Source organism: Vibrio sp. Y176 (assembly GCF_033438945.1).
In genome coordinates, this window is sequence record NZ_JAWOQS010000277.1 from 1 (window position 1) to 842 (window position 842).

General features: G+C 42.9%; 1 protein-coding gene. It reads right to left on the reverse strand.

The window, feature by feature from the left end; translation table 11 throughout:
- Nucleotides 1-516 (reverse strand): formyltransferase family protein (locus tag R7O13_RS25550; RefSeq protein WP_318080961.1); only part of this gene is annotated, 516 nt, incomplete at its 3' end.
- Between the last annotated feature and the right edge of the window lie 326 nt (nucleotides 517-842).

The window sequence follows — 842 nt, forward strand, 5'->3', positions numbered from 1 at the left end:
TGGCGTGAGAACGCGCATGTATTTCGCTAGCACCAAGTAATCTGCATCGTATTGATCAATCACCTCTAACATCTTTTGCTCGTGTTCTTCACGGCTTAGATCTTCGTGCGTCACATAGTGGTAAGGGATATCAAAACGTTCAGTGAGGCCTTGCAACTTATCGTAGTTACCCACCACGGCGGCGATTTCTACATCTAAACTGCCATCGTAATTTTTCATCAGAATATCACCTAAACAGTGTGCTTCTTTCGTTACGAGAATCACGATGCGTTTACGGCGAGAGCCAATGAGAGTGCGTTTTGCACCTTGCGGTAGAGCTTGATCTAAATCGGCAAGAAACGTTTGGTCGTTGAAGTACCCCTCCAACTCCGTTCGCATGAAAAAGTGCCCACTGGTGTTATCAACAAATTCGTTATTATGAACGATGTTTAGCTGATGTTTGTAACAGATATTAGTAATTTTAGAGATCAAACCCGGTGCGTCAGAACAATGGGTCAACAGTGTTTTCTTTTCCATAAATCAGATACTTCCATGCATTATTTTTCTAGCGTACGAAATATGTGTTTTCCCCAAAAGGGTCAACCGTACTGCAATCTGACTTCATAAATAATCTATTCTTGCCATGGTTTCAACAAATTCTCTGTGTTGGGCCGTAAGCTGACCATCTTACATGCTGATGTCTCTCCCAAACGTCTGATATACTCACGACAATTTTTCTAACCAGATGTCAGGCATGATCGCAAAAACATTTTCCTCTGATGGCGCTTTAGGTAAAGCGATTCCGGGTTTTCAGGCTCGTCAGCCACAAATAGATATGGCTGAAGCCGTCAGTAGTGCGATCA